The following is a 21,361-nucleotide window of genomic DNA, read 5'->3' as shown; positions in this document are numbered from 1 at the left end:
TCACCCTCCGCTGTCGTCCCGGACAAGCGCGCTCTCAAGCGCGCGCAGATCCGGGACCCATAACCACAGGGTTGAGTTACCGCACGAGCTGGTAACTCCGAGTCTTCGTCAAACCACATCCTGTGGTTATGGGTCCCGGATCGGCGCTCCGCTCCCGTCAACGCTGCGCGTTGTCTGGAGCTTCGCTTGTCCGGGACGACGGCCGATTTGGCCTATCCCCCCCCGCGCTCAATTCGGCGCGATCGAGCTCTTCCTCGAGTTTGTGGAAGGCGTCGTCGCCGATCACCTCGGTGGCGCGCAGATCGAAGATGGATTTGCGCGCGGCCTCGATGGCGCGGCGGCGCAGGGGATCGGCAGGCAATTCGCCATTGGCGATGCCGCCGTTCGGATCGGTCTCGGCCTGCATCAGGATGGCGCGATATTCGAGCCTGAGGATCTCCGCTTCCTCCGACGGATCGCTCTCGATGGCGTCGAGCGCGGCGCGATAGGCGATGGCGCGTCCGCGCGCGACCTCGATGCCGACGGGATCGTCGTCCTTGAGGCCGAAGGCCAGGATCAGCGGCCGCAGCGTCAAGCCCTGGATCACCAGCGATCCCAGCACCACTGCAAAGGCGATGAAGACGATGAAGTCGCGATAGGGAAAGTTCTCCGGCAGGGCGAAGGCGGTGGCGAGCGTGACGAGGCCGCGCATGCCGCACCAGGAGATGATGAGGCCGCCCTTGGCCGAGGCGACCTGTTTTGGATCCTTCGGATGATAGATGCCGTGGGCGACCAGCACGCGCAGCGTCGTGCGGTAGAACGTCACCCAGCACAGCCGGACCAGCACCACGGTGAGCAGGATCCAGGCGGCGGCGACGCAATATTCCCAACGCACGTCGGCATCGAGCCGCGTCCAGATCGGCCGCATCTGCATGCCGATCAGCATGAAGGCGAGCACGTTGAGCACGAACACCGTCGTCTCCCAGACCGCATAGGATGGCACCCGCAGCCGCGCCGGGATGCGCGCCGGCGCCGTGCGCGCGACCGTGATGGCGTAGACCACGATGGTAAGGATGCCGGAGAGGCCGAGATGCTCGGCGGCGATCCAGACCAGGAAGGTGGTGGCGAACTGCACGATGATGGCACTCGGCGCCTCCGTCACCCGCTCCATGAACAGCGGAATGATGCGCCCTGCGAGCAGGCCGGCGATGACGCTGCCGACCAGCGCCAGTGCCATGGTCGGTGCGACCTGGCTCCACGTCAGGTGCTCGGTGGCGATCGCGCCGACTGCGATGCGATAGATCAGCAGCGCGGTCGCGTCGTTGAGCAGGCTCTCGCCCTCCAGGACCTTGACCATGCGGTGGGGCAGCTTCACCTGGCTCAGGATCGCGACCGCGGCCGCGGCATCCGGCGGCGCCACGATGGCGCCGAGCGCGACCGCAGCGGCCCAGGGCATGTCGGGCATCAGCCGGTGCGCGACATAGGCCACACCAACCGTGGTGAGGCCGACCGCGGCGACGACAAGGGTCGAGACCGGAACCCAATTGTTGCGCAGATCGCGCAGCGAGGTGTCGAACGCGGCATCGAGCAGGACCGGTGCGACAAAAAGCGCCAAAGCCAGGTCCGGCTCCAGCGTCCAGGACGGGCTCGACGGCACGAAGGCGATCAGCGCGCCGCCGATGGCGAGGAAGGTCGGGTAGGGGACCTTGATCCGCCGCGCCAGCGCCGATAAGCCAACAGCGCCGAGCAGAAGCACGATGATCCATTCGAATGTCGACACGATGATCCCCGAAACCGATTTGAGCGACACCACAAGCTAGCACCAATCCGGCCCTAATGATGGATAGTGGGGCGGCAAGGCAAGATTGAAGGTGAGGCCGACCACAAGGCTGACGATAAGGCTGAAGGCAAGACTTTCCGACTGCAGCGAGCATGCGTTCTTTTCTCATTCAACTGTCAGGCGCCGGGCTGCTCTGCGCGCTCTCGCTCGCCGCGGCCCATGCCGCGACGGGCAGCGAGCCGGTCGCGGTGCCGCAGGTCGACGTCGCGCCATGCCTTGCGGCGACCGCGGCCGACGAGGTGGACAAGGCCGTCACGGCCTGCGCGGCCGTGATCGACGATGAGAAGATCGCGAAGGAAGATCTGATCAAGGCGCTGATCGCGCGCGGCGCGCTTTATGCGCGTCACGACCAGGTCGACCGCGCGATCGCCGACGACAGCCGTGCACTCCTGCTCGATCCCGCCCTCGCGGACATCTTCAACGCGCGCGGCGAGCTCTGGCTGAAGAAGGGCGACAAGCCCAAGGCGGTGCAGGATTTCGGCGCGGCGCTCAGAATCGATCCCAACCACGAGAAGGCCAAGGCCAATCACAAGGCGATGGCGCGCGAGCTCGAGCGGATCGGGGCGCAGATGGCAGTCGCCGGCAAGCCCAGCTTCAATTGCGCGCGAGCGCGCCGTGCGGTGGAAAGGGCGATCTGCGGCAATCGGGAGCTCGCCGATCTCGACCGGGAGATTTTTGCATCAAATGCCCGCGCGATCCGCGAGGCGCGCAATGCGGGCGAGGCCAAGGCGCTCCAGCGCGAGCAGGATGACTTTATTGCCCGCCGAAATGCCGGGTACGGCCGGCCTGGGTACGACCTGAAGAAGGCGATGCAGGAGCGGTTGCAGCGGTTGAATGGGGTGGACGGATATTGAGCTCTTCGCCTCTCTCCGCTCGCGGGGCGAGGGAGAGAAGCGCCAGTGCTCCCCTCACACGCCCCGATTTGAACCCATCGCTTGCCAGCCGCGACAACGGTGAGAACCCGACGTCACGGAGCCCTATGCCATGTGCGGCACGCCTTATTCCGCGCAAATGCCCTCGTTTGCCAAAATTTCGCTGCGCGCGTTCTTCCTCGGCGCGGCAATGAGCCTAGCCCTCGTCGCTCCAGCCGCCGCCGGCACCGATTGCGTGCCGGGCAGCAAGGCTGCTCCCGCGGACCTGATCTCCGCGTGCAGCGCCATCATCGACCAGAGCGCAAATCCGGCGTCTGAACGCTCCATTGCGCTCGTCGCTCGCGCCGAAGCCAATGTGCGCACCTCCGGAGGCCAGTCGCAGGCGCTGCGCGATCTGGACCGCGCCATCGCGCTCGACGGCAAGAACGCAAAGGCCTGGCGCGTGCGCGGCAACCTCTTGCGCGAGGCCGGCGGCGACCTCAATCGCGCCGCGGCGGATCTGACCAAGGCGATCGAGCTCGATCCGCAGGATGCGGAGGCTTACGAGCTGCGCGGCGTCGTCTACACCAACCAGCATCGCTTCGACCGCGCCATTGCAGACTACGATCAGGCCATCAAGCTGAAGACGGATTTCGCCCAGGCTTGGTCCGACCGCGGCGCGACCTTCTATCTGCGCGGCGACTACGACAAGGCCGTCGCTGACCTCAGCGAGGCGCTGCGCCTCGATCCGAGCCGGGCGCGCAGTTACACCAACCGCGGCGCCGCCTACAAGAAGCTCGGCGAGCTCGACAAGGCGATCGCAGACGACAGTGAGGCGATCCGGCTCGATCCAAAGGTGCCGGAGTATTTCGACAACCGCGGTCTCACCTATGCCGCGATGGAGGAGTACGACAAGGCGATCGCCGATTACGATCAGGCGATCCGTCTCGAGCAGCGGGTGAACTTCCTGACCAACCGCGGCGACTCCTACCAGTTCAAGGGCGAGCTCGGTGCTGCGCTGTCGGACTACAACGACGCGCTGAAACTCGATCCGAATTTTGCCAAGACCTATAACAACCGCGCCGTGCTCTACAAGAAGATGGGCGAGCGCAAGAAGGCGCTGGCCGACTACGAGGCGGCGTTGCGGCTCGATCCCGCCAATGAGAACGCGCTCAACGGCCGCCGCGCGATGATCGCCGAGATCGCAAAATTCGGCGGCGAGCCGCGCAGTGTGCTGAACGCCGTTCCCAGCGAACCGTCGTTCGACTGCGCCTCCGCCAAGCGCGAGGTCGAGAAGGTGATCTGCGCCGATCCGCAGCTCGGCGTGCTCGACCGTCAGATCGCCGAGGCCTACGAGCGGGTGCTGAAATCCGCGAGCAAGCGCTCGGCGGATGGCCTGCGCAAGTCCCAGCGCGATTTCCTCGTCACGCGCGATGCGAGCTTCCGTCGCCCGGGCTATGATCTGAAAAAGGTCATGCAGGAGCGGCTGCAGCGGTTGAACGCGATGGAGGGTTGAGAAGCACTGAGGAAACCGAAGTCGCGCGGCTGGCTCGGTTACCTCTCCCGCTTGCGGGAGAGGTCGACGCGCCCCGGGCGATGCGAAGCATCGTCCCGAGCGCGGCGGGTGAGGGCTTTCTCCCCTTGGAGACTTTCTCCATAAGCTTCGGACTATCCCAACGCGGCGGCACCCCCACCCCAGCCCTCCCCCGCAAGCGGGAGAGGGAGCGCAGCGCCGATGCCGCGCAAGCTCTACGCCTCTCCGCCAAAAGGCCCATCCTTTTCGGCTTGAACCGCGGCCCGTTCCCGGGAAAATAGCCTCAAACAGGGCCGGCACTTGATCCTGGTCATGGCGGGACGCCCGTCCTGCCACAAGGGTCAGGGCCAGGCCAGAAAGGGAACGGGAGCGCGGGAATGAACATCCAGGGCAAGAGTCTCTATCACGAGGTCCATGCGCGCTCGCTGGCGGACCCCGAGGGCTTCTGGGCCGAGGCGGCCAAGGAGATCGACTGGATCGAGCCGCCGAAGGCCATCTTCGATTCCAGGCAAGGAACCTACGGCCGCTGGTTCGCCGGCGGCGTGGTCAACACCTGCTACAACGCACTCGACCGCCATGTCGAACGCGGCCGCGCCGACCAGGTCGCGCTGATCCATGATTCGCCGCTGACGGCCAGCGTCACCAAAATCACCTACGCCGAGCTTTTGAGCGAGGTGCAGGCGCTTGCCGCGATCATGCGGGATTTTGGTGTCGCCAAGGGCGAACGCGTCATTCTCTATATGCCGATGGTGCCGGAGGCGGTGGTCGCGATGCTCGCCTGCGCGCGCATCGGCGCGGTGCATTCCGTGGTGTTCGGCGGCTTTGCCGCCAAGGAACTCGCCACCCGCATCGACGACGCCCAGCCGAAACTCATTCTCTCCGCGAGCTGCGGCATCGAGCCCGGCCGCATCGTGCAATACAAGCCGCTGCTCGACGAGGCGATCAAGCTCGCGAGCACGAAGCCGAAGGCCTGTATCGTGCTGCAACGTCCGCAGCACACCTGCGACCTCACGCCCGGCCGTGACTATGATTGGGCGAGCTTACGCCGCAAGGCGATGAACGACGGCAAGAAAGCCCCTTGCGTGCCGGTCGCGGCCACCGATCCGCTGTACATCCTCTATACGTCAGGCACCACAGGCATCCCCAAGGGCGTGGTGCGCGACAATGGCGGTCACCTCGTCGCCGTGAATTGGTCGATGTTCAATCTCTATGGGGTCAAGCCGGGCGAGGTCTGGTGGTGCGGCTCGGACATCGGCTGGGTGGTCGGCCACAGCTATATCGTCTACGGGCCGCTGATCCACGGCGCGACCACGATCATGTATGAGGGCAAGCCGGTCGGCACGCCCGATGCCGGCGCGTTCTGGCGCGTGATCTCTGAGCACAAGGCGGTCGCCTTCTTCACGGCGCCGACCGCGTTCCGCGCGATCCGCAAGGAGGATCCCGAAGGAAAATTCATCCGGCAATATGACCTTTCGAAATTCCGCACGCTGTTCCTCGCCGGCGAGCGCGCCGATCCGCCGACGGTGGAATGGGCGGAGCAGCAGCTGAAGGTGCCGGTGATCGATCATTGGTGGCAGACCGAGACCGGCTGGTGCATCGCGGGCAATCCGGTCGGCCTCGGCATGCTGCCGGTGAAGCACGGCTCGCCGACGGTGCCGATGCCAGGCTACCAAGTCGACATCGTCGACGAAGCGGCAAAGCCAGTTGGCCCCAACACCATGGGCTCGATCGTTATCAAGCTGCCGATGCCGCCGGGCTGCCTGCCGACGCTGTGGAATCAGGACGCGCGCTTCAAGGAATCTTACTTGAGCGAATTTCCCGGCTATTACAAAACCTCGGACGCCGGCTACAAGGACGAGGACGGCTATGTCTTCGTCATGGGCCGCACCGACGACATTATCAACGTCGCCGGCCATCGCCTCTCTACCGGTGGCATGGAGGAGATCCTGGCCTCGCATCCGGATGTGGCCGAATGCGCGGTGCTGGGCGTCAAGGACGCGATCAAGGGCGAGGTGCCCTGCGGCTTCCTGGTGCTGAAAGCGGGCGTGACGCGTGCGCCCGCCGAGATCGAGAAGGAGATCATCGCGCTGGTGCGCGACAAGCTCGGCCCGGTCGCCGCCTTCAAGCTCGCGATCACCGTCGGCCGCCTACCCAAGACGCGCTCCGGAAAGATCCTGCGCGGCACCATCAAGAAGATCGCGGACGGCGAGGCCTGGACCATGCCGGCGACGATCGAGGATCCCAGGGTGCTCGACGAAATCGGCGCGGCGCTGAAGGGGAGGGTGTGAGATTTGCGCCGGTCGTTCTGCCTGTGAGGCGCAATGCCGCCCTCTCCACCTTCCGCTGTCATCGCCCGCGCAGGCGGGCGATCCAGTACTCCGCGGCGGCAGTTGTGTGACCCAATGACCGCCGCGGCGTAGTGGATTCCCCGCCTCCGCGGGGAATGACAGCGAGAGGGGACGGTATCCAAGGACTTACATTCTCCGCATTCCGCGTTAAACAGTGCCGGCCAATAGGGGACCTCGTATGCCACTCGCCGCCACGTCGCGTCTGCTTGCAGCCGTCACTCTCGCCATCGTTCTCTCCGCCTGCTCTGCGCGTTACCAGACGCCGGTGGCGGTGGGCGGCGACGACGACGACGCCGTCTGTCAGAGCCGCGGCTATGCGCAGGGCTCGCCGGAATACGTGGCCTGCCGCAAGGACCGCGACGTCCAGCGCAATGCGGCCACCGCGCGCGCCGACCGCCGTCAGCGCGATCTCGGCGAATACATGCTGAACCATCCGGAACGGCCGTGAACGCTGGCGCGGAATTATCATGCCGCGCCGCTTGCCTGCACTCACGTTTCCCGTGACACATCTGCCACGCCGCGACCAAATCGCAGGCGGCCTGTCCTGATTTGATCGGCGTCAAATCCTTCATCATCTCCTTTCTGCTCTGACGCTCGTATCGCGCAACGACGCGCGAGAGATGCTGAAGGGGAATGAAGATGGACGGAACGATAAGAAACTTGGCACGGCTCGCAGCGATTGGCGCGATGCTCGCGGTGACTTCTGCCTCAGTGCAGGCCGCCGATCTGCCGGTCTACAAGAAGGCGCTGCCACAGGTAGAAAGCTTCAATCCCTGGATGGTGCGCCTGCGCGTGCTCGGCGTGCTGCCGGATGCCGGCGGCAGCACTGTCAACGTTGCAGGCGTGCCGTCGCTGTCGTCGCCGAATTCGGGCCTCTCGATCAGCGACCAGGTCGTGCCCGAGCTCGATATCAGCTATTTCTTCACCAGGAACATCGCGGCCGAGCTGATCCTCGGCGTGACCAGGCATTCGATCAGCGGCACCGGTTCGCTCGCGAACCTGCCGATCGGCAAGACCGCCCTGCTGCCGCCGACGCTGACGCTGCAATATCACTTCGACAATTTCGGCGCGTTCAAGCCGTATATCGGCGCCGGTGTGAACTACACCGTGTTCTTCAACAATTCGGCCGCCAACACGCCGGCCGCGATCGTCGGGCCGCCCGCGATCGTCGCCACCACCACGAGCCTGCACGTCAGCAATGCCTGGGGTGGGGCGGTGCAGTTCGGCTTCGACTACATGCTCGACCGGCACTGGGGGCTCAACGTCGACGTGAAGAAGCTCTGGCTGCGGCCGGACTACTCGGCGACCGTCTCTGGCCTGCCCGTCACCGGCACTGCGCATATCGACCCGTGGCTGGTTGGCGCGGGCGTCACCTACAAGTTCTGACGGCGTTTCGCGGCGCCGGGTCGGGCCCCGGCGCCGCGGTGTATTTTCCGTTTGATTGTTATGGGATCGTCATCGCCGGGGCCTGACATTGACGGTGCTTGGCATCGTCTCACCAGCGAATGCGATAACGGTGGAAAGCGGCTATCCCGCGTGCGCCGTCCGCGGATGCCGCTCATGCAGCAGCTTCGCCAAATCGTCGCGATCGCCAGGGCGGTCCGTCAGGGCAATCTCGAACAGGGCTTCCTGGATATCCCTGGGCATGTCGCCCCATGCTGCCAGGACAGCGCGCCCCAGCATCAACGCAAAATGGTTTTCGTCCCGCATCGCTGATCCTCCGCGCTGGAAACAATGCGACGTCAGCCGCATCGTTCCGGTAGCGGTGTCGCGAAAGTTCCCGCCCGCAAGCAAAAACGCGGCGGATCGCTCCGCCGCGTTCGAACCGGATGCGGTGCAGGGAAGGAAGCCTACTCCTCCTCGTCCTCCTGCTTCTTGCCGCCGAGCGTCTTCAGCTTGGCGAATACGGCGTCGACGTTGAGATCGTCGCTGGACTTCTCCGCGGGCTCGTACTCGTCCTTCTTGGTGGTCTCGGAGGCCGGCAGCAAGGTGGCGCCGCCATAGGCTGCGTCGATCGGCTTTTCCTTGGCGGCGCGCTGCACCTCGAAATCGAGTTCGATCTGCGAGCAGAGGCCGAGGGTGACGGGGTCGATCGGGGTCAGGGACGATGTGTTCCAATGGGTGCGGTCGCGCACGCTCGCGATCGTGCTCTTGGTGGTGCCGACCAGGCGCATGATCTGGGCGTCCTTCAGTTCCGGATGGTTGCGCAGCAGCCAGAGGATGGCGCTCGGCCGCTCGTGGCGGCGCGAGACCGGGGTGTAGCGCGGGCCCTTGCGCTTGGGCTGGGGCGGCAGCACCACCTTGCTCTCCTGGAGGCGAAGCCGGTAGTCCGGGTTCTTCTCGCCTTTCTCGATCTCCTCGCGGGTCAACTGACCGTTGGAGAGGGGATCCATGCCCTTAATGCCCTGGGCAGCGTCGCCATCGGCGATCGCGCGCACTTCGAGGGGATGCATTTTGGTGAAATCGGCGACCTGGTCGAAGGTCAGCGCGGTGTTGTCGAGCAGCCAGACGGCGGTCGCCTTGGGCATCAGAGGTGCGTTGCTCATGGCAAATCTCCTTTGTGCTTCGCCCACCCCTCTGGAGGCGAAACCGGTGGTCATCAGCGATGACAGGGAATTCGCGCTATATAAGCCCGGAGGGGGTAGCCACGCAATGGTTCTGCTATAGATAGTGCCTTGACAGCGCCCGAAAGGGGGCCCAATTCCTTTTAAAGTCGCTGTAAGGTCCAAGCAGCTGTTTTAAGCCCAATTCCATCCATCGACCGCCCCCGCCAGAAGGCGAAACGGGTGATTCGGTCCCGAGATCGCTCAATGTCAGCCAAACCAGACCTCAAGATCGTGCTTTGTTCTCCCCGCGGCTTCTGCGCCGGGGTGGTCCGGGCGATCGACACCGTGGAACGGGCGCTCGATAAATACGGCGCCCCCGTCTATGTTCGCCATGAGATTGTGCACAACAAGTACGTCGTCGATGGGTTGAAGAAGAAGGGCGCCATCTTCGTCGAGGAGCTCGCCGAAATACCTGACAACACCACCGCGCCGGTGGTGTTCTCGGCCCATGGCGTGCCGAAGTCGGTTCCGGCCGATGCCCAGTCGCGCAATTTGTTCTCGCTGGATGCGACCTGCCCGCTGGTGACCAAGGTGCACCGCGAGGCCGCGATCCACTTCAAGCGCGGCCGCGAGATCTTCCTGATCGGCCATTCGCATCATCCCGAAGTGGTCGGCACCCTCGGCCAGCTTCCGGTCGGCGCCGTGACCTTGATCGAGACCGCCGAGGACGCCAAGACCATTACGCCGAAGGACCCTGACAACCTCGCCTTCGTGACCCAGACCACATTGTCGATCGACGACACCGCGGAGATCGTGGCGCTGCTCAAGGAGCGCTTCCCGAACATCAACGGGCCGCACAAGGAAGACATCTGCTACGCCACCACCAACCGCCAACTCGCGGTGAAGAAGGTGGCGCCGGTGGTGGACGCCCTGATCGTGGTCGGCGCGCCGAATTCGTCGAACTCGCAGCGCCTGCGCGAGGTCGCCGAGCGCGAGGGCTGCAGAATCGCGGTGCTGGCGCAGCGCGCCACCGACCTCGATTGGGACAAGTTCGGCAACATCACGAGCCTCGGCATCACTGCGGGCGCGTCGGCGCCGGAAGTGATCGTCGAGGAGATCATGGACGCGTTCGCCGAGCGCTACACGCTGCATGTGGAGACGGTCTCGGCTGCGGAAGAGAACGAGTTCTTTCCGCTGCCGCGCTCGGTGCGCCCCGAAGCCGCCGCAGAGTAAATCTGCATGGCGGTCTACACCGACGTTGCCGCCGACGAGCTTGCGGATTTCCTGAAGCAATACGATCTCGGCGAATTGCTCTCCTACAAGGGCATCGCCGAGGGCGTCGAAAACTCCAACTTCCTGCTGCATACGACGACCGGATCGTTCATCCTCACGCTCTATGAGAAACGCGTGGCGAAGAACGACCTGCCCTACTTCCTCGCGCTGATGACGCATCTCGCCGAGCACGGCATCAACTGCCCGTTGCCGGTGAAGGCGAGGGACGGCGAGGCGCTGCGCGAGCTGTCGGGCCGGCCGGCCGCGATCATCACCTTTCTCGAAGGCGTGTGGCCGCGCAAGCCGAACGTGGTCCATTGCGCCGGCGTTGGCGAGGCGCTGGCGAAGATGCATCTGGCTGGCGTCAACTTCGCGATCAAGCGCGCCAATACGCTCTCGGTCGCTGGCTGGCGGCCGCTGTTCGATGCGGCCGCAAGCCGTGCCGACGAGGTACAGCCGGGCCTGCGCGCGTTCCTCGCCGCCGAGCTCGATCATCTCTCGAGCGGGGTCTGGCCGACCGACCTGCCGGAGGGCGTGATCCACGCCGACCTCTTCAACGACAACGTCTTTTTTCTCGGCGACCGGCTCTCGGGGATCATCGACTTCACCTTCGCCTGCAACGACATGCTGGCCTATGACATCGCGATCTGCCTCAACGCCTGGTGCTTCGAGCCGGATCATTCCTTCAACGTCACCAAGGCGCGCGCCTTCCTCAATGCCTATGGCCGGGTGCGAAAGCTCTCCGAAGCCGAGGAGGCGGCGCTGCCGCTGCTCGCGCGCGGTGCTGCGATCCGTTTCCTGCTGACGCGGCTGGTCGACTGGCTCAACGTGCCGCCGGGCGCGCTGGTGAAGCCGAAGGATCCGCTGGAATATGTCCGCAAGCTGCGCTTCCATCAGAGCGTGACGAGCGTACGCGACTATGGGCTGATGCCCTCAGGACTGGTGGCGTGAGCGAGCTTCCGAATGTCACGATCTATACCGACGGCGCCTGCTCGGGAAATCCCGGGCCGGGCGGCTGGGGCGCGATCCTGAAGTTCGGCGACAAGGAGAAGGAGCTGAACGGCGGCGAGCGCCACACCACCAACAACCAGATGGAGTTGATGGCGGCGATCTCCGCGCTCGAAGCACTGAAGAAGCCGTGCACGGTCGATCTCTACACCGACAGCCAATATGTCCGTCAGGGCATCACGGGGTGGATCTTCGGCTGGAAGCGCAACGGCTGGCGCACCGCCGACAAGAAGCCGGTGAAGAATGTCGAGCTATGGCAGCGTCTCGATGCCGCGCTGAAGCAGCACGAAGTCCGCTGGCACTGGGTCAAGGGCCATGCCGGCCATCCCGAAAACGAACGCGCCGATCAACTGGCGCGAGACGGGATCGCGATGGCGCGGTTGCAGCAGAGGGTGAGGGAGTAGGCGACGTCGTCGCCAAGCTCTCCGGCGTCATCGCCCGGCTTGTCCGGGCGATCCAGTATTCCAGAGGCGGCTGTGGTTGAGCCGAGAAGCCTCGGCGTACTGGATCGCCCGCCTTCTTCGCGGGCGATGACAGTTGTGCAAGTGGCGCGAGAATGTCGCGCCTTACAGCTGCCCCAGCAGCGTATCGCCGCCGGAGACCTCGACCTTGCCGGGCATCGCCTCGAGGTTCAGCTTCTTGACCACGCCGTCCTCGACCAGCATCGAATAGCGTTTGGAGCGGATGCCGAGGCCGTTGGCGGAGGCGTCCAGCTCCATGCCGATCGCCTTGGTGAAATCGGCGTTGCCGTCGGCGAGGAAGATGGCCTCGTCGCGCTGGTCGGTGTCGCGCTTCCAGGCATTCATGACGAAGGCGTCGTTGACGGAGACGATGGCGATGGTGTCGACGCCCTTGTCCTTCATGGCGTAGGCGTTGAGGAAGATGCTCGGCAGATGCATCTTGTGGCAGGTGCCGGTATAGGCGCCGGGCACCGCGAACAGCGCCACCTTCTTGCCCTTGAAGATATCGTCGGTGGTCTTCACCTGCGGACCTTCCGCCGTCATCACGCGGAATTTCGCCTCGGGCAGCTTGTCGCCAGTCTGGATCGCCATCATCGGTCTCCCTGAATATCGGTCCCGCTTTTTAGACCGTGGCGCCGGCCTGCACAATATTGCCGGCGGCGGAAGCGGCGAAGGCAGCGGCTGTTCACCGTGATGTCATCAGCCCGTAAAACCGCCGCCGTCGAGGAAGGCCTGCTCTTCCTCAGTCGTGTCACGGCCGAGCAGGCGATTGCGGTGGGGAAAGCGGCCGAACCGTCGGATGATGTCGGCGTGCTCGCGAGCGTATTTCAGGTTCACGGCATTGTCGGTGTTTTGAAACAGCGCAACGCAATGCAGCTGGTCAGCCAGGTGCTCGGAATGCATGAAGGGCAGATAGAGGAATTCGAGCAGGATGGGATCGACCCTGCGATCTATGCCCCTTTCGATGGCGCGGCGGGCAACATCGCGCGCCTGCGCGTCGCTGGCAAAAGCCTGCGGCGTGTCGCGGAACATGTTGCGGGGAAACTGATCGAGCACGATGACGAGCGCGAGCGCGCCGTCGTCGCTCGTCTCCCATGATGCAAGCTCGCCGGCGGCCGCCTTCTGCCACAGGGCGAGAAAGCGGCGCCTGACCTCTGCGTCGAAAGCGTCGTCGCGCTTGTACCAGCACTCGCGGCCGGCCTCGCGCCAGAAGGTGAGAATGTCCGATGGCGTGATGTCGCCGACTTCCAGCATGAATGGAAAGCGGCCTTACGCCGCCGCCTTCTTCTCGTCGCGAAGCTGCCGGCGCAGGATCTTGCCGACATTGGTCTTCGGCAGGTCGTTGCGGAATTCGATGTGCTTGGGCACCTTGTAGCCGGTGAGCTGCTCCTGGCAGAACTTGATCACGGCTTCCGCCGTGAGGTTCGGGTCCTTCTTGACGATGAAGGCCTTCACCGCCTCGCCCGACTTGGAATCGGGGATGCCGATCACGGCGCATTCGAGCACGCCCGGATGGCTCGCGATCACTTCCTCGATCTCGTTGGGATAGACGTTGAAGCCGGAGACCAGGATCATGTCCTTCTTGCGGTCGACGATCTTGGTGTAGCCCTTCTCGTCCATCACGCCGATGTCGCCGGTGCGGAAATATCCGTCAGCGGTCATCACCTTGGCGGTCTCCTCCGGCCTGTTCCAGTAGCCGGACATGACCTGCGGGCCCTTGGCGCAGATCTCGCCCGCCTGGCCGAGCGGGAGTTCGTTGCCGTCGTCGTCGCGGATCGAGATCCAGGTCGAAGGCACGGGGATGCCGATCGTACCCGTGAACTCCGTTGCCGTCGCGGGATTGCAGGTCAGCGTCGGCGAGGTCTCCGACAGGCCGTAACCTTCGGCGATGAAGCAGCCGGTGATCGCTTTCCATTGATCGGCCACGGAGCGCTGCACCGCCATGCCGCCGCCGTTCGAGATCTTCAGCTTGGAGAAGTCGAGCTTCTTGAAGTCGGGATGATGCATCAGGCCGTTGTAGAGCGTGTTCACGGCCGGGAAGCTGTTGACCTGGTATTTCGCCAGCTCCTTGACGAAGCCGGCGATGTCGCGTGGATTGGGGATCAAGAGATTGCAGCCGCCGGCGCGCACCGCGAGTAGGTAGCAGGCCGTCAGTGCGAAGATGTGATAGAGCGGCAGCGCACAGACGATCATGAGCTGATCGACATGCGGCGGCGCGGCGAGCGCCGGCTGGAGCCAGGCGTCGTTCTGGAGCACGTTGGCGACGATGTTGCGGTGGAGCAGGGTGGCGCCCTTGGAGACGCCGGTGGTGCCGCCGGTATATTGCAGGAAGGCGACGTCGCCCGGCGAGAGCTTTGGCTTGTTGAAGGTCATGCCGCGGCCGGCGGAGAGCGCGTCGTTGAACGGCACCGCGCCCGGCAGCGACCATGCCGGTACCATCTTCTTGACGCGACGGACGACGAGATTGACGATCACGCCCTTGAAGCCGAGCAGGTCGCCCATGCTGGCGACGATGACATGCTTCACCGGCGTCTTCGCGATCACCTGCTCGACCGTGTGGGCGAAATTCTCCAGCACGATGATGGCCTCGGCGCCGGAATCCTTGAGCTGGTGTTCGAGCTCGCGCGGGGTATAGAGCGGATTGACGTTGACCACCGCGAAACCGGCGCGCAGCACGGCAGCGGTCGCGACCGGATATTGCAGCACGTTCGGCATCATGATGGCGACACGGGCGCCGCGCTGCAGCCCACGGCCCTGCAAATAGGCGGCGAGCGCGACCGACATCTGGTCGAGGTCGCGATAGCTGATCGACTTGTCCATGCAAATGAACGCCTTGCGGTCGGCGAACTTGGTGAAGCTCTCCTCCAAAAGGTCGACCAGCGAGGCGTATTGCGTCGGCTCGATATCGGCGGGCACGCCGGGCGGATATTGCTTGAGCCAGATGCGCTCCATGGAAACTCCCCTCATCTAACTGAGCCCGTTGTGTCTCGGGCTTGCCTCATTGCCGCCAGTATCGAGCCTGCCGGAACGGGTGGCAAGCCGTCGAGGCTTAGGGCAAAGGTCCGGGAGTAGCTACTGGAATCATCAGACCGCGCTGCCGCAGGTGCGAAGTGCGGGCGCGGTCCAGCCTGAGGGGCCGTTAACTGTTGTTGGCCGGCTTGGTGGCGGCGGGCTTGGTCGCGGCCTTGGGCTTGGCGGGCTTGGGAGCCTGATCGCCGGTTGCCGCCGGTTTCTCGGCGGGTTTTGCCGCATCGTGCTTGGCCGCGGCGTGCTTGGTCCCGGCCGGCTTGGCTGCGGTCTTGGTATCGCTCTTGCTGTCGGTCTTAGCGTCAGGCTTGGCAGCCGGCTTCGCCGCCGCCGTCTTCGATTCCTTGCCCGCGTCCTTGGTCCCGTCCTTCGGCTTGTCGGCGGCGTCAGGCTTCTTGGCGACGCGTGACTTCTTGCCACGCGGCTTTGCCACCGTCTGTTGGTCGGCATCGGCGGCGACCGCCGCGATCAGGGCCGTGCCGGTACGGGTCGGGCCGGTATAGACCAGCACGGGCTCGGCAGCGGCCGGAGCAGAGGCCATCAGCTCGGAAGCCTTCATCATGGGCGGCTGCAGGCCGGCCGTGAAGAAGGTGACCTGGGCTTCGCCGCCGGTGGCCGAGGCCGATCCGGTCGTGCTGCCATTGGCCGCGATCAGCGCATCGTCATCGTCGCTGGCCGGCCGCTTGCGGTTGGGCCCGCACATCTCGTCGCGCAAGTTCGGCGGCGAGGCGTCGACCGGCACGAGATTATCGACGGTGCCGAGCGAAGGTCGCAGCCATGTCAGATTGTCCTGGCTGAAGCCGCGCTCGAGCAGCTGCGCCGCCTTCACCGCGCGCGCGGTGCCGGAATTGGCGCCGAGCACCACGGCGATCAGCCGGCGACCGTTGCGCGTGGCCGATGCCACGAGATTGTAGCCGGAGGCGCAGATGAAGCCGGTCTTGAAGCCGTCGGCGCCGGGATAGCGGCCGATCAGCTTGTTGAAATTGCCGGTGATGCGCTTGCCGAAGCGGATCGCCGGGATGTGCACGAAGTACTCGTACTCCGGCAGGTCGCGCAGGAACGCGCGCGCCAGGATTCCGAGATCTCGCGCGGACGTGATCTGGCCGTCGGCGGGCAGGCCGTTCGGATTGACGTAGCTCGTCTGCGTCATGCCGAGTTTTTTCGCGGTGTCGTTCATCATCGCGGAGAAGCCGTCGATCGAGCCGCCGACGCCCTCGGCAAGCACCACGGCCATGTCGTTCGCCGACTTGACCATCATCATCTTCAGTGCGTTGTCGACGGTGAGCTGCGTTCCCGGGCGGAAGCCCATCTTCGATGGCGACTGCGAGGCTGCCGTCGGCGACACCGTGAGCAGCGTGTCGAGCGTGAGCCTGCCGTCCTTGACCGCCTTCAGCGTCACATAGGCGGTCATGATCTTGGTGACGGAGGCGGGGTACCAGGGGATGGTCGCATTATCGGCCTGCAACACCTTGCCGCTATCGGCTTCGATCAGCAGCAGCGCTTCGGCTCGCGCTGCGCCCGGCGCGAACAATGCGGCGCATGCGAGGCTCGCAGCGAGCAGGTTGAACAGCGATTTGCGAAGCAGCGGGCGAAGGGCGTGCACTATCCGATTCCGGTCCTTGGAGACCCGCCGATTCCCTGCGGTTCTCGTGGTCTGATGGTCGGTTTTGAAATCCAGCGCCGCCGCTTGCGGCGTCGCAAACCTATACCGGCTGATGCGTCGAGAATAGGGGGACCGGTGCGGTATTCCGCAATGAAATAGGCCGAATTTCGACGGGCCTATGGGGACTTGCTACTGGGATTTGACCGGAGTCGCGGCAGTCTCGGCCGCCGTCACGCTGGCCCGTGCGTTTTCCTGGACCATGAACTGGGCCCTCGCGAGCTCGGCGAAATGGCCGCCTTTGGCCACGAGTTCATCGAAAGTTCCGCTTTCGGTCACCCGGCCGTTCTCGAACACCAGGATCCGCGTGGCGTTGCGGATGGTGGATAGGCGGTGCGCGATCACGAACGTGGTCCTGCCCTTCATCACTTCGTCGAGAGCGGCATTCACCTTGGCCTCGGTGACGGCGTCGAGCGCGCTGGTCGCTTCGTCCAGGATCAGGATCGGCGGATCCTTCAGCAGCGCGCGGGCGATCGACAGCCGCTGCCGCTCGCCGCCGGAGAGCATGCGGCCGCGTTCGCCGGCGTTGGTCTCGAAGCCGCCGCTGCGCTCGATGAACTCGAGCGCCTGCGCGCGCGCGGCCGCCTTGCGCATCTCGTCCTCGGTCGCATCCGGCTTACCGACCTGCAGATTCTCCGCGATCGAGCGGTTGAACAGCAGCGCCTCCTGGAACACCACGCCGATGTTCCGCCGCAGCGACGTCAGCGTGATCCCGCGCACGTCCATGCCGTCAATCTTGATGAAGCCGGATTGCGGGTCGAAGGCGCGATGCAAGAGCGCGATCGCGGTCGACTTGCCGGCGCCGGTCGGACCGACCAGCGCGATGGTCTGGCCGGGCAGCGCCGTGAATGAGAGGTCCTCGACCGCAGGGCGCTTGCCGTCATAGGAGAAGGTGACGTCGTGGAACTCGACGAGGCCGGACAATCTGCCGGCATCGATCGCGTCAGGCCTGTCGTGCACCGCGGGCACGGCATCGAGCACGTTGAAGAATTCGCGCAGCCGCGGCGCTTCCATGAATACGTTGTTGATGAAGCTCACGACCTGCTCGAGCTTCTGGATCAGCAGCGTCGCAAAGCTCACGAACATCACGATCTCGCCGACCGAGGTGAGCCCCTGGTCGTGCAGCGCGATGCCGAGGGTGAAGATCGCGAGCACGGTGATGGTGGTGGAGGCGCGCGTGATGACGGTGACGAGCGCCCACCACGACAGTACCGGCATCTGCGCGGCCAGCAGCTCATCGGCGACGGAGCGCAGCCCCTTGACCTCGGATTCGACGCGGACGAAGCTCTGCACCAGCGCGACGTTGCCGAGCGCATCGGAGGCGCGCGCAGAGAGCTCGCTGTAGTGCTCCTCGACCTCCATCTGCATACCGAAGGTCTTGCGCACCACGAAGGTCGTCAGCGCGGTGAAGACGATGCAGAGCACGAACAGCAGGATCGCGAGCCGCCAGTTCAGGTAGAGCGACAGCGGCAGCAGCACCACGACCGAGAGGATCGCGGCAAAATGCTCGCGGAAGAAGCCGAGCCATAGCCGCCACAGCGCGTCGGTGCCGTTGAGCATCACCTTCATCAGGCGGCCCGAATGGGTGCCGGAGTGGAAGGTGAGCGGCAGTTGCAGGATGTGCTCGAAATAATCGGTCAGCACCGCCTGGCGCTGGCGGTGCGAGAGCCGATCGGCCTGCAAGGCCACGAGCGCGCTGCATGCGATGGTGAACAGCCCGAAGGCGACCCAGGCGGCCAGGAATGGCCAGGCCGAGTTCGAGCCGGCTACTGTCTTGCCCGAGAGCACGTCGACGATCCGGCCGAACAGCACGGGCTCGGCGAATTGCGAGCCCGCCAGCAGCAGATTGGCAACCGCGAGCAGCCAGCCCAGCCGCGCCTCCTTGCCGAGCAGTTCGAGAACGCGGGTGTAGAGACGGAGGATGGACATGCGGGCGAGGAACTCGGCGACGACGGAGCCTGTATTCTAAGCAGGGATCGTACGCGAGATACAGCGGAAGCTTTCGGTTTTGTTCAGTTGATCAGCCGCCCCGCCAGCGGCGGCAGGAATTGGTCGTCGAAGATCTCGGTCGCTGTCGGTCGTTTGCGGAATTTGAAGTCCTGCGCGACCTGGCCGATCGAGCGATCGAGCCGCGCCAGGTCGATGCCGCCGAGGCCGTTGCGCCTGACCTCGTCGGTCAGGATGTTGTCGGCGAGGGCGGTGCGCAGGCGCTCCAGCTCCAGGTTGCGGTCGCCGTCCTCGATGCGGCTCGCGGCCTCCTCCGCCGCGCGCCCCGGCTCCATGACGGTCGCGTTGATGCCCGCGATCAAGGCGCGGACGAAGCCCCTGACGGCGTCCGGCTTTGCTGCGGCGAAGGCGGGATTGACCACCACGGCAAAGCCGTAGGCTTCGCAGCCGTAATCCGCATAGCGCAGCACGACGAGATCGGCTTCGGGCACGCCGCGGTCACGCAGGTTCACCGCCGACAGATAGCTGAAGCCGGCGACCGCATCGACCTGGCCCGCGGAGAGGATCGGCTCGCGCACCGCCGCGCTGATCTTGTGAAATTTGACGTGCGATACATTGATGCCGTTCTGCTGCGCCAGTGCGGGCCACAGCCGCATCGACAGGTCGCTGTCGGCAACGCCGACGGTTTTGCCGTCGAGATCGGACAGAAGGTGGATGCCGCGGCTCCTGCGCGCGACGATCGCGTAGGGTGCGCGGTTGAACAGCACGAACACCGCCTTGACCGGCGCTGCCTGCTCCTTGTCGCGAAAGCGGATCAACTCGTTGATGTCGACCAGCGCGAGCTCGCTGTCGCCCTTAACGACACGCGCGAGCGCTTCCGACGATCCGGCTGCGGTGTTGAAGGACACGCTGAGATGCTCGGCGCCGAATTTGCCGTCCTTTGCCGCCAGGAAGAACGGCGCCATGCTCGCGTCCAATGGCCGGTCGAAGGTGAAGTGAATCGCAACGGATGGGGCGGCGGTTTCGGCCACGCTGACATCGCGTGCAATCAGTGTCGCAAGCGAGATCACGAGAGCCAGCAGACAACGAAGGACGATCGTCTTGAATTCCGACATCGGGTGCGCCGGTCCCGCATTGTTATGGTTTCGTGACGCTCGCAGCGCCGGCTGGCAGTCAGTCTGTCCGCGCCAACATGAACGGCGGATGAGCGGAGGTTGCGTCACGATTACGCAACCCCGTTCAGCTTGTGTTGGGGTTGGGGAACCCAACATGGGATGCGGGTGTTTGACAGACACGAGCCTGTCTATAGGCACCATTCGAGGTCCCAAGGAGGGTCCACATGTTTGACAGTTTTTCGAAATTTGTCGGCCGCAAGGCCGTTCTTGCCACCGCCGCGGTGCTGGCACTGACCGCAATTGCCCCGGCCGCGTCATACGCCGGCGGCCGCCACTGGCATGGCGGTGGAGGCGGTGCGGCCGCAGCTGCGGCTTTCGCAGCCATCGGCACGGGTCTCGCCATCGCCGCAAGCCGGGACGCCTACGCCTATGACTACGGTCCGGGCTACGGCTATTACGGCGGACCTGCCTATTACAGCGGTCCTGCTTACGGGCCCTATTATGGTCCGGGCCCCAACTACCAGTATCAGCGCTATGGCGGTACGGCTCCGTCCGAGTACTGCGGCCAGGGCTACTACACCAACTGCTACTAGCTCCGGCTACCAAAGGTTGACCACAACGGGCCGTCGCGCTTGCCGCGCCGGCCTGTTTTTCGCTTTTATTGTCGCGCGTTAACGCGCTCGCCATGGGTTTAGAGTAGTTTGAGTACCATGAGTGATTCGCTTGAGCGGCTATATCTGGCTGTGCTCGCGGCCAGAGATCTTGATCCGGCAACATCGCGCACAGCCCGGCTGTTTCAGCGCGGGCCTTCCAAAATGGCGAAGAAACTGGCCGAAGAGGCCATCGAAGTCGTGATCGACGCGGTCAACGGCGATAGCGAGGCCGTGATCCGGGAGAGCGCCGACCTGCTCTACAATCTCACCGTGCTGTGGGCTTCGGCCGGGGTCCGTCCCGAGGACGTCTGGCGGGAGATGACGAGGCGTGAAGATATGCTCGGCATCGCCGAGAAGCTGCCGAAATCGCGGATGAAGCTGCCTAAGGTCGCGTCACCGCGAATTGCCTCAAGGCGGCCAATTGTCGCGCTCGAGGGCCGTGCCGCGCGCAAGCGCCACTAGAAACGTCATAATTCGCCTCAATCTCGGCATGGACAAATCCGTCCCATGGTGCTTCATCGCGGCGCCATGCTGAAACGTATCTACGACTGGTGCATCGACGCCGCCCACAAGCCCTACGCGCTCTGGATCATGGGAGCCGTGGCCTTCGCAGAAAGCTCGTTTTTTCCGGTACCGCCGGACGTGATGCTGATCCCGATGTCGCTGGCGCGCCCGCAGCGCGCCTGGGTCTATGCGGCGATCTGCACCGTGACCTCGGTGGTCGGCGGTATGGTTGGCTACGCCATCGGAGCGCTGCTGTTCGATTCGGTCGGCCAGTGGCTGATCCAGGTCTACGGCCTTGGCGACAAGGTCGATGCCTTCCGTGCTTCCTATGCGGAATGGGGTGCGATCATCATCCTGCTGAAGGGGTTGACGCCGATCCCCTACAAGCTCGTCACCATCACCTCGGGCTTTGCCGGCTACAATATCCTTCTGTTCATCCTGTGCTCGATCGTTGCGCGCGGCGGACGCTTCTTCGTCGTCGCGATCCTGCTCAACCGCTATGGCGATTGGATCCGCGTCAGGATCGAGAAGCATCTCGGCCTCTGGGTGGCGATCGGCGCCGCCGTGCTGGTGCTCGGCTTCGTGGTGGCGATCAAGCTGATCTAGCGTTTGCGCG

20 protein-coding genes are annotated in these 21,361 nt (G+C 64.6%); 11 read left to right on the top strand and 9 right to left on the bottom strand.

Going from position 1 to position 21,361, the window contains the following annotated elements; translation table 11 throughout:
• Window positions 1-157 precede the first annotated feature (157 nt).
• The gene (locus BLV07_RS35465) at window positions 158-1,792 is read right to left on the bottom strand and encodes a cation:proton antiporter (RefSeq protein WP_091895120.1); all 1,635 of its coding nucleotides are present in this window, start codon (window positions 1,790-1,792) and stop codon (window positions 158-160) included.
• Window positions 1,793-1,911: 119 nt separating this feature from the next.
• Here BLV07_RS35465 and BLV07_RS35460 point away from each other — a divergent pair, with 119 nt between their 5' ends.
• From BLV07_RS35460 to BLV07_RS35435, 5 genes are all read left to right on the top strand, one after another.
• Window positions 1,912-2,673 (top strand): tetratricopeptide repeat protein, encoded by a 762-nt coding sequence (locus tag BLV07_RS35460; protein WP_091895119.1) that lies wholly within the window; start codon window positions 1,912-1,914, stop codon window positions 2,671-2,673.
• 130 nt (window positions 2,674-2,803) lie between these two features.
• Window positions 2,804-4,186, top strand: a complete 1,383-nt coding sequence (locus BLV07_RS35455; RefSeq protein WP_091895118.1) for a tetratricopeptide repeat protein — start codon at window positions 2,804-2,806, stop codon at window positions 4,184-4,186.
• A 395-nt stretch (window positions 4,187-4,581) separates the two neighbouring features.
• Complete coding sequence (locus BLV07_RS35445) at window positions 4,582-6,492, top strand: propionyl-CoA synthetase (protein WP_091895115.1); 1,911 nt, start codon at window positions 4,582-4,584, stop codon at window positions 6,490-6,492.
• A 238-nt stretch (window positions 6,493-6,730) separates the two neighbouring features.
• A complete protein-coding gene (locus tag BLV07_RS35440; RefSeq protein ID WP_091895113.1) occupies window positions 6,731-7,000 on the top strand; it encodes a hypothetical protein in 270 nt (89 codons plus the stop codon).
• 191 nt (window positions 7,001-7,191) lie between these two features.
• On the top strand, window positions 7,192-7,938 hold the full coding sequence (locus BLV07_RS35435; RefSeq protein WP_091895201.1) for an OmpW/AlkL family protein: 747 nt from the start codon (window positions 7,192-7,194) through the stop codon (window positions 7,936-7,938).
• 141 nt (window positions 7,939-8,079) lie between these two features.
• On the opposite strand, the gene BLV07_RS35430 is transcribed toward BLV07_RS35435, so the two are convergent.
• Window positions 8,080-8,262: a hypothetical protein gene (locus tag BLV07_RS35430; protein WP_091895111.1), complete on the bottom strand. Its 183-nt coding sequence runs from the start codon at window positions 8,260-8,262 to the stop codon at window positions 8,080-8,082.
• A gap of 140 nt (window positions 8,263-8,402) precedes the next feature.
• The gene (locus BLV07_RS35425; RefSeq protein ID WP_164935139.1) at window positions 8,403-9,098 is read right to left on the bottom strand and encodes a DUF1013 domain-containing protein; all 696 of its coding nucleotides are present in this window, start codon (window positions 9,096-9,098) and stop codon (window positions 8,403-8,405) included.
• 264 nt (window positions 9,099-9,362) lie between these two features.
• Here BLV07_RS35425 and ispH point away from each other — a divergent pair, with 264 nt between their 5' ends.
• From ispH to rnhA, 3 genes are read left to right on the top strand one after another with little or no spacing between them, the layout of a single operon-like run.
• On the top strand, window positions 9,363-10,331 hold the full coding sequence (gene ispH / locus BLV07_RS35420; RefSeq protein WP_091895109.1) for a 4-hydroxy-3-methylbut-2-enyl diphosphate reductase: 969 nt from the start codon (window positions 9,363-9,365) through the stop codon (window positions 10,329-10,331).
• 6 nt (window positions 10,332-10,337) lie between these two features.
• On the top strand, window positions 10,338-11,321 hold the full coding sequence (locus tag BLV07_RS35415; RefSeq protein WP_091895108.1) for a homoserine kinase: 984 nt from the start codon (window positions 10,338-10,340) through the stop codon (window positions 11,319-11,321).
• The gene (gene rnhA, locus BLV07_RS35410) at window positions 11,318-11,782 is read left to right on the top strand and encodes a ribonuclease HI (protein ID WP_091895107.1); all 465 of its coding nucleotides are present in this window, start codon (window positions 11,318-11,320) and stop codon (window positions 11,780-11,782) included. Before BLV07_RS35415 ends, rnhA begins: the two co-directional genes overlap by 4 nt.
• Before the next feature lie 162 nt (window positions 11,783-11,944).
• Here rnhA and BLV07_RS35405 read toward each other — a convergent pair whose 3' ends face one another.
• From BLV07_RS35405 to BLV07_RS35380, 6 genes are all read right to left on the bottom strand, one after another.
• On the bottom strand, window positions 11,945-12,430 hold the full coding sequence (locus tag BLV07_RS35405; RefSeq protein WP_091895200.1) for a peroxiredoxin: 486 nt from the start codon (window positions 12,428-12,430) through the stop codon (window positions 11,945-11,947).
• A gap of 108 nt (window positions 12,431-12,538) precedes the next feature.
• Window positions 12,539-13,093: a DUF924 family protein gene (locus BLV07_RS35400; RefSeq protein WP_091895106.1), complete on the bottom strand. Its 555-nt coding sequence runs from the start codon at window positions 13,091-13,093 to the stop codon at window positions 12,539-12,541.
• Window positions 13,094-13,108: 15 nt separating this feature from the next.
• The gene (locus BLV07_RS35395; protein ID WP_091895105.1) at window positions 13,109-14,791 is read right to left on the bottom strand and encodes a long-chain fatty acid--CoA ligase; all 1,683 of its coding nucleotides are present in this window, start codon (window positions 14,789-14,791) and stop codon (window positions 13,109-13,111) included.
• 187 nt (window positions 14,792-14,978) lie between these two features.
• Window positions 14,979-16,469, bottom strand: coding sequence for a D-alanyl-D-alanine carboxypeptidase family protein (locus BLV07_RS35390; protein ID WP_091895104.1), 1,491 nt, complete (start codon window positions 16,467-16,469; stop codon window positions 14,979-14,981).
• A gap of 189 nt (window positions 16,470-16,658) precedes the next feature.
• Window positions 16,659-18,455, bottom strand: a complete 1,797-nt coding sequence (locus BLV07_RS35385; protein WP_091895103.1) for a glucan ABC transporter ATP-binding protein/ permease — start codon at window positions 18,453-18,455, stop codon at window positions 16,659-16,661.
• A gap of 83 nt (window positions 18,456-18,538) precedes the next feature.
• The gene (locus BLV07_RS35380; RefSeq protein ID WP_176945965.1) at window positions 18,539-19,588 is read right to left on the bottom strand and encodes an ABC transporter substrate-binding protein; all 1,050 of its coding nucleotides are present in this window, start codon (window positions 19,586-19,588) and stop codon (window positions 18,539-18,541) included.
• A gap of 224 nt (window positions 19,589-19,812) precedes the next feature.
• Between BLV07_RS35380 and BLV07_RS35375 the strand changes: the two genes are divergently transcribed.
• The 3 genes from BLV07_RS35375 (at window position 19,813) to BLV07_RS35365 (ending at window position 21,351) form a co-directional block, all read left to right on the top strand.
• On the top strand, window positions 19,813-20,181 hold the full coding sequence (locus tag BLV07_RS35375) for a hypothetical protein (protein ID WP_091895101.1): 369 nt from the start codon (window positions 19,813-19,815) through the stop codon (window positions 20,179-20,181).
• A gap of 117 nt (window positions 20,182-20,298) precedes the next feature.
• On the top strand, window positions 20,299-20,703 hold the full coding sequence (gene hisE / locus BLV07_RS35370) for a phosphoribosyl-ATP diphosphatase (RefSeq protein WP_091895100.1): 405 nt from the start codon (window positions 20,299-20,301) through the stop codon (window positions 20,701-20,703).
• Window positions 20,704-20,748: 45 nt separating this feature from the next.
• Window positions 20,749-21,351, top strand: coding sequence for a YqaA family protein (locus BLV07_RS35365; protein ID WP_176945964.1), 603 nt, complete (start codon window positions 20,749-20,751; stop codon window positions 21,349-21,351).
• Window positions 21,352-21,361: the final 10 nt, after the last annotated feature.

Origin of the sequence: Bradyrhizobium sp. Rc2d (assembly GCF_900099855.1) — a bacterium.
In the GTDB taxonomy this organism is placed as follows: Bacteria; Pseudomonadota; Alphaproteobacteria; order Rhizobiales; family Xanthobacteraceae; genus Bradyrhizobium.
This window is presented reverse-complemented; position numbering and strand designations above follow the sequence as displayed.